The 6,645-nt window shown below is 67.9% G+C and carries 7 protein-coding genes and 1 pseudogene; 5 read left to right on the top strand and 3 right to left on the bottom strand.

The features are described from left to right. Positions 1-172 precede the first annotated feature (172 nt). From AOK11_RS39325 to AOK11_RS08435, 3 genes and pseudogenes are all read left to right on the top strand, one after another. Positions 173-385, top strand: a pseudogene (locus AOK11_RS39325) (IS110 family transposase); the annotation flags it as partial. Positions 386-557: 172 nt separating this feature from the next. After that, positions 558-1,661, top strand: coding sequence for a hypothetical protein (locus AOK11_RS08440; RefSeq protein ID WP_055593027.1), 1,104 nt, complete (start codon positions 558-560; stop codon positions 1,659-1,661). 405 nt (positions 1,662-2,066) lie between these two features. Further along, entirely contained in the window at positions 2,067-3,752 is a 1,686-nt protein-coding gene (locus AOK11_RS08435) for a PA14 domain-containing protein (RefSeq protein WP_055593026.1), read from the top strand. Positions 3,753-4,105: 353 nt separating this feature from the next. On the opposite strand, the gene AOK11_RS08430 is transcribed toward AOK11_RS08435, so the two are convergent. Genes AOK11_RS08430 through AOK11_RS39320 form a run of 3 tightly spaced genes read right to left on the bottom strand, consistent with a single transcriptional unit; the run spans position 4,106 to position 5,423 of the window. Continuing rightward, positions 4,106-4,441 (bottom strand): helix-turn-helix domain-containing protein, encoded by a 336-nt coding sequence (locus AOK11_RS08430; RefSeq protein WP_055593025.1) that lies wholly within the window; start codon positions 4,439-4,441, stop codon positions 4,106-4,108. Beyond that, on the bottom strand, positions 4,438-4,818 hold the full coding sequence (locus AOK11_RS08425) for a type II toxin-antitoxin system RelE/ParE family toxin (RefSeq protein ID WP_055593028.1): 381 nt from the start codon (positions 4,816-4,818) through the stop codon (positions 4,438-4,440). Before AOK11_RS08425 ends, AOK11_RS08430 begins: the two co-directional genes overlap by 4 nt. Before the next feature lie 44 nt (positions 4,819-4,862). Next, positions 4,863-5,423, bottom strand: coding sequence for an ATP-binding protein (locus AOK11_RS39320; protein WP_079034707.1), 561 nt, complete (start codon positions 5,421-5,423; stop codon positions 4,863-4,865). Between the two features lie 177 nt (positions 5,424-5,600). On the opposite strand from AOK11_RS39320, the gene AOK11_RS08415 reads away from it, so the two are divergent. Both AOK11_RS08415 and AOK11_RS44605 read left to right on the top strand, forming a co-directional pair. Further along, positions 5,601-6,515 carry a helix-turn-helix domain-containing protein gene (locus AOK11_RS08415; RefSeq protein WP_055593024.1) on the top strand — a complete coding sequence of 305 codons (915 nt, stop codon included), beginning with the start codon at positions 5,601-5,603 and terminating at the stop codon, positions 6,513-6,515. Next, positions 6,472-6,612, top strand: coding sequence for a DUF397 domain-containing protein (locus tag AOK11_RS44605; RefSeq protein WP_055593023.1), 141 nt, complete (start codon positions 6,472-6,474; stop codon positions 6,610-6,612). The genes AOK11_RS08415 and AOK11_RS44605 overlap by 44 nt, the downstream gene beginning before the upstream one ends. Positions 6,613-6,645 lie beyond the last annotated feature (33 nt).

The raw sequence follows: 6,645 nt of genomic DNA, 5'->3' as shown, positions 1-6,645 counted from the left end.
AGGCGTAGAAGGAGGACCGGGTCACCTTCAGCAGTCGGCACAGCAGAGCGACTGGGTGGGTGGTCTTCTCCGCCTCGATGAACGCGTACACGTCGCTCATCGATCGCTCTCTTTCGCGAAGAAGACCGCCGCTTTTCGCAGCACCTCGATCGTCTCGGCCTGCTCGCGGTTCTGTCGCCGCGGAAAGAGGCGGGCCCTGGTCGCCGTCGGACACACGGTCCTGACGTCGGTCTGGCACATGCTCACCCACGACACCGAGTACCACGACCTCGGAGGCGACTACTTCATCCAGCGAACCGGCCGGGCCCGGCAGACCCGCCGCCTGATCAGCCGGCTCAACATGCTCGGCCATCAAGTGTCCCTTCCCTCAGCGGAAGTGGTCTGACCTGCGCGGATGGTTGATTTTCGAATCAGACTCCACCGACCTTTCGCGTAGGTCCTCTGGGCCGGGGCCCCGACCGGCGGCGATCACGGAGCCAAGCCGAGCTGTGTGAGGATGCACGGAAGATGACCGGCCCTGGGGAGGGACCGGGTACGTGAGAAGGGCGGGGCCCATCGTGGGCAAGGGTGGGGAGTCCATACCGGACGAAGAGTGGGAGCGCTTCCTTCGTGAAGCCGAGGCGGGGACCAAGGGCGCGCCCGAGGAGCCGTCGGCGCGGGCCCGGATGGTGGGGCGGCGACTGCGGGAGGAGACCGGCCGACCGGAGCCGTGGCGGAGTCACCAGCCGGCCCGGCGGCAAGGAGGCAAGGGCTGGTACGCGATCGGTCTGCTGGTCGCGGTCGCCTTGCTGGTCGTGGCGCTGGATCCAGGGCGGGTGGCTGGATGGTTCGGAGGCGGAGGCGGAGGCGGCGAGAGTGCGCCGCTCGCCGCGGAGTCGCAACGTCCGGATCAACCGCCGCCGACGGAAGCGGCAGCCCAACGTCCGACCGTGGAGCAGCCGTTCAGGGGGTCGCCCGCGGCGCAATGGGGTGACGGGACAGCTGGGATCGGCCTGCCTGAGGCACGGGCGACCGGGTGGATGAGCGAGAGGCAGGTCGCGCAGGCGCTCGAGAAGACCCGGGACTTCCTCGCCGCGTCCAGTCTGGATCCTGGTGTGCTGCGCGGGGAGCGGCCGAGGAAGGCGATCGCGTTGATCAATCCTCATCAGCAGGATGTCCAGGACTATCTGGCGACCGCGTTCCGTACGCCCAGCCGGGAGAACGATCCTCTGCTGCTGTTCAGCCGGTTCGAGAACACGAAGGTCCGGCTTGTCGGGGATGTGGTCAAGACACGAGGGCGGATCACGTACCGAGAAGGTAAGCGTGGTGCGGTCGAGGTGACCACCGATATCACGTACGTATATCCGGTCGTACGCGCCGCAGCGGGAAGCGACGAAGTCGCGCGCACCATCGTGCGCCGCGAGGTCGTGATGAGTTGGGACGACCCGGCGAAGGTCTTCGTCGAACCGGGTACGTTCTCCCTCGTCTCCTACAAGGTGGACACCACCAACGGCGGCTGCGATACCTTCACCGGCTACCTCACCCCCGAGTTCAGCGCAGAGCGCGCGGCCTCGCGCCCGGGAGACGGCCCCGAGGTCGACCCGTACGACCGGAGCACGTCGATGGAAACGCGCATGCGGGAGGCCGGCGATGCGGGCTGCGGGACTGCCACACGGTCGTGAGCGGCAGTTGCAGGGAATCAGAACTGCATGGTCGGGAGCCTCAAGCGTCGCGGGTCGGTGAGTGTCTGACTGCGTGACGACACCCATGCACACCGGCGGACAGGTGCGGACGCCTGTGGACCATCGCAGCAGGTGACAGGCACGGCAGCCCGAGGCCGGGCACCCACCCGAGTTACTTCGGGACGAAGAGGTCGTGGGTTCACATCTCGCCACCCCGACAGAGAAACACCAGGGCAGGCCCGGTGCTGAGAGACCAGCACCGGGCCTGATTTGTTGTCCGGGGCGTTCCTGGAAGAAAAAGTCCCGGTCGTCGGGCCGTAGAGAGAGATCGGTACAACCTCATCCCGGCCTCGCATGTCGTGGTCATGAACGCTCTTGTGCGTCCTGATCCGATCAGAGGACCGAATGAACCCAGCCAGACGCACGACCTCCGCGGCCGCGACCGCGATCGTGCTCGCCACCGCGGGCGGCCTGCTCACCGCCGTCGCCACGCCCGCCTCCGCCGCGACCACCTGCGCCTCGCCGGTCTACAAGCGGCAGTTCTTCGCGAACACCACCTTCTCCGGTACGCCGAAGAAGACCGACTGCGACTCCAAGATCGACCAGAACTGGGGCACAGGCGCCCCGGCTTCCGGTCTGCCGTCGAACAAATTCGGTGTCCGCTGGACGGTGACCCGCGACTTCGGCTCCGGCGGCCCCTTCTCCTTCCCGGTCGAAGCGCGTGACGGCATCCGCGTCTACCTCGACGGCGTCCGCAAGGTCGACCTGTGGAAGGACGTCTCGACGACGGTGAAGAAGACGGTCAACGTCACCATTCCGTCCGGCAAGCACACCCTGCGCGTCGACTTCGTCAACTGGACCGGCACCGCCAACGTCAAGTTCGGCTATGCGCCGCGGACTTCGTCCACCGTCGACAAGGTCAAGCCGCGCACCCCGACGGGCGCCGCCGTCACGTACGACACGGCGACCGGCAAGGCCAGGATCACCTGGTCCAAGAACAAGGAGATGGACCTCGCCGACTACCGCGTCTACCGCCGTCTCAAGGGCGGCGCGTACCCCGCCAAGCCGCTGGCGACCACGACCTCCACGTCGTACACCAACACCCCGCCCCCGACCGGCCAGACGTACTACTACGAGATCCGCGCGGTCGACAAGGCCGGCAACGAGTCCACCGGCACCGCAGACCAGGCGGTCACCACCGTCGACCGCACCGCGCCGCCCGTGCCGGCCGGACTGAGCACCGCCTCCCAACCGGAGGGGCTGCGGGTCGGGTGGAGCGCGGTCCAGGGAGCGGTGTCGTACCGGGTGTACCGGGCGGCCAGTGCGGACGGGGCCTACACCAACGTGGGCAGTACCGAGCAGGTCTCGTACGTGGACGCCTCGGCCGCCGAGGACACCACCTCCTACTACCGGGTGACCGCTCTGGACGCCGCGGGCAACGAGTCCGCGCGGTCCGCCGTCGTCAGCGGCAAGCGCCGGGACCTCACCCCGCCGTCCGCCGTCACCGGGGTGACCGTCACCCCGACCGAGTACGGCTTCGAGGTGCGCTGGGACGCCAACCCGACCGCCGACCTGGCGAGCTACGTGGTCCGACGGGGCGAGCTGCTGGGGGACGAGGAGGAGCAGCTGTGCTCCCTCTACCCGGGCTATTACGTGTCGGCCGACACCACCTCGTACGCGTACACCGTCCTCCCGGACGGCGAGGAGTCCTGCTTCATCGTCGACGCCGTGGACGACGCCGGGAACTCTTCCTTCCGGGTGACCGGCGAGGCCCAGATCGTGACCGCGACCGAGCTCGACATGACGCCGAGCGTGGCGACGCCGGGGGGTTCGCCGGTCAGGTTGACGGCGGCTTCCGGAGAGGCGGGCGTCGAGCTGTCCTGGTCTCCGGTGACCGACGCCACCGGCTACCAGATCTACAGGTGGAACCCGCACGCCAAGGCGTACGAGAAGCTGGCGGCCACGACGGGGTCCTCCTACGAGGACACCGGCGCCGCCAAGGGCACCACTCACTTCTACTGGGTGACCGCCCAGTACGCGGACGGCACCGAGTCCGCGCCCGACGCCGACTGGGTGGTCCTGGCGCCCTGAGTACAGCGACGGCGCTGGGAGAAATCCGGGAGAAGATCTTCTCCCCATGCCTCTCAAGCGCCCAGGGATACCATGCCATCCCAAGGGCCTGACCTGCGTAAACACCAGCGAGGGCAGGTATGGGTCTCGCCCTGACCTTATTCGGGACGGAGAGGTCGTGGGTTCACATCCCGCCACCCCGGCAGAGGGCAGAGGCCCCTTCACGTGATCGTGAAGGGGCCTCTGTCGTGTGTACAGCAACGGAGCACAGCAATCGCTACGGCACTCGCCGACCATCCACCCGCCCGTGCTCGCCCGCGGTCCGCACCAAGAGCTCCAGATGCCGTGGTGTGAGGGAAATGTCCGGGGCCGGATCAGGCCGCGTCGCGGGCGGTGAGAGTGAGGCTTACATCTTCCTCGTTTATGGCGATGTTCAGCGAGGCATTGAGCCCCTTGGCCAGCTTCGCCAGCAGCGGCAGGGTGGGAACGGTGTCCGATCCCTCGATGCGGGAGATCTTCGCCTGGGTCAGACCACAGCTACGGGCAAGCTGCTCCTGGGACAGGCCGAGGGCCTTGCGTCGGTCGTACACCACTTGGGCGAGCGCCATGGAAAGGCTGATCTCCCGGTCGAGTTCCTTCAGCTCCGGCGAACGGCCGTCCTCGCCGGTGAGCGCCTTTTCCCGTGCGAGCCTCCAGCGGCTGTGGTTCATTCCAGTTCCTCCTTGTCGACGTCGCGGTCGAACAACTGATGTGCCGGCCCATGCTCGGCTTCGCAGGTCTTCTTCGCCTGCTTGGCCCTGTCGACCTCCGCTTCCTCCCGCATCCTTGTCTTGCGAAACACGGTCAACAACACCACTGTGCGGCGCGAGGTCAGCCAATAGGTGATACGGAAGGCCGTGCCGTCGAGCATCGGTCTCAGTTCGCGCACACCGTCACCGAGATGGCGGGCGTGTGGCTCTCCCAAGTTCGTCGGGTCGTCGGCCAGGAGCATCACCATCCGCTCCACCTTCCGGTAGTGCCTTGCCGGAAGGGACTCCAGCCAAGCTCGTACCTCGGGCTCGATCTCGACATCGTACAGATCAGCCATGTCGCCCACGATATATGTCGTTCGCGACATGGTCCACTCGGAATTCACGCCTCGGAAGTCGTTCGGGAGCAGTGCGGGTCGGTCCCTGGGTGGTTTCCGGGGTCGGCTGGGGAGCTTGCCCCCACGGACACTTCCGCCCACACCGTCTTGCCCACGGGCCGGCGAGGTGTCGAGCCCCAGCGCAGGGCCAGGGCGTCCACCAGGAGTAGTCCCCGGCCCGACTCGCCCTCCGGGCACGACGTGGGCGGGGCCGAGGGCAGCCGTTTCGCCGAGGCGGCGTCCGCGACCTCGACGCGTACCAGGTCCGCAGCCGTGTCGAGGGCGAGCCGGAGGTGGAAGTCGCGACCGGGGGCCCTGCCGTGCTGTACGGCGTTCGCCGCGAGTTCGCCGACGACGAGGGCGACCGTGCACGACGCGTCCGTCTCCGGTGGGTGGCCCCAGTCCTCCATGCGCCGGACGGCGAGGCGTCGGGCGAGCTGCGCACCTCGCGGTGAGGGGGCGAACTGTCCGGCCCAGGAGTGGGGTTCGCGTGCGGTGCCGTCGAGTGCGGCGGCGGTCGCGGTCCGGCGCGGCCGTTCTTCCGGGGTGGTCGTTCCTGTCAGCACGGCCTGTCCGTCCTTGTCCGTTCGAGCCGCGACATCTCGCGGCGTGCGCGATGCGTCACGTTCCGTGAACAAGAGTCGTCCGATCGCCCTACGCTCGAAAGGTGACACAGCATTACCTTTCAGGCGGTAAGGAACGGAAGTGACGCTTTGGCCAACGGAATTGATCCGAGTACGTCGATGGCGGCGCTGTTCGGCGCGCGGGTGCGCCGGCTCCGTACGGCGGCCGGGCTGACCCAGGCCGAACTCGGTGCCAGGACGCATGTGGTGAGCACGCGGATCACGCAGATCGAGCGGGCGTCCGGCGCGAAGCCGACGCTGGAGCTGGCCCGTGCGCTGGACGCGGTCCTCGGTGCGGACGATCTGCTCGTCGAGTTGTGGCCCTACGTGTACCGGGAGGCGTTTCCGGACTGGTCGCGGAGGTTCATGGAGTACTCGGGGCGAGCGGTGGCCGTCCACGAGTACGCGGCTCATGTGGTGCCGGGTCTGTTGCAGACGGAGGACTACGCGCGGGCGGTGCTGAGTGTCGGTCGAACGCTGGGAGGTGAAGAGCAGTTGGAGGAGCGAGTCGCCCTTCGTATGGGACGGCAGGAGCGCCTCGGCACGTCCTGCCGTCCTGAGCTGTGGGTGGTCCTCGACGAGGCGGTGCTCCGGCGTCCCGTCGGCGGACACGCGGTGATGTGGGAGCAGTTGGAGCGGCTGCTCGACACCTCGGAGGAACCTCACATCACCGTGCAGGTGCTGCCGTTCGACCAAGGTGAGCACGAGGTCATGGGTGGCTCGCTCACGGTGCTCACCCTGCCGGACGGCTCGGAGACCGCCTATACGGAGGGCGCGCACTACGGCCAACTCATCGAGGATCCAGGGGAGGTCAGGAGTTTCGCGCTGACCTACGATCGGCTGCGGGCGGCAGCTCTGCCCCCGCTCATGTCGCTCGACATGATCCGATCCGTGAGGGAGGACAACCACCGTGGAGCGAAGGTCCCATCCCGATCCGACCGGCGCCGTCTGGCGCAAGAGCAGCTACAGCAATCAGGAGGGCGGCAACTGCGTGGAGGTGGCCGACGGGTTCCGGGCCGTCGTGCCCGTCCGTGACAGCAAGGTGCCGCACGGTCCGGCGCTGTGCTTCGAAGTCGCTTCCTGGGCCGCGTTCATAGGCGAGTTGAAGGGCGACGGGCAGCACCGTCCCTGAGACGGCCGGGTTCCGGCCGTCTCAGGGACGGTG

The sequence above is a fragment of the Streptomyces hirsutus genome, assembly GCF_001418415.1.
Classification (GTDB): Bacteria; Actinomycetota; Actinomycetes; order Streptomycetales; family Streptomycetaceae; genus Streptomyces; species Streptomyces hirsutus.
This window is presented reverse-complemented; position numbering and strand designations above follow the sequence as displayed.

Excerpts from the sequence above, each read along its gene's own strand:
- AOK11_RS08425 (WP_055593028.1), bottom strand. The coding sequence starts at position 4,818 with ATGGCTGATCTGTACGATGTCGAGATCGAGCCCGAGGTACGAGCTTGG.
- AOK11_RS08415 (WP_055593024.1), top strand. The coding sequence starts at position 5,601 with ATGGCGGCGCTGTTCGGCGCGCGGGTGCGCCGGCTCCGTACGGCGGCC.
- AOK11_RS08435 (WP_055593026.1), top strand. The coding sequence starts at position 2,067 with ATGAACCCAGCCAGACGCACGACCTCCGCGGCCGCGACCGCGATCGTG.
- AOK11_RS08430 (WP_055593025.1), bottom strand. The coding sequence starts at position 4,441 with ATGAACCACAGCCGCTGGAGGCTCGCACGGGAAAAGGCGCTCACCGGC.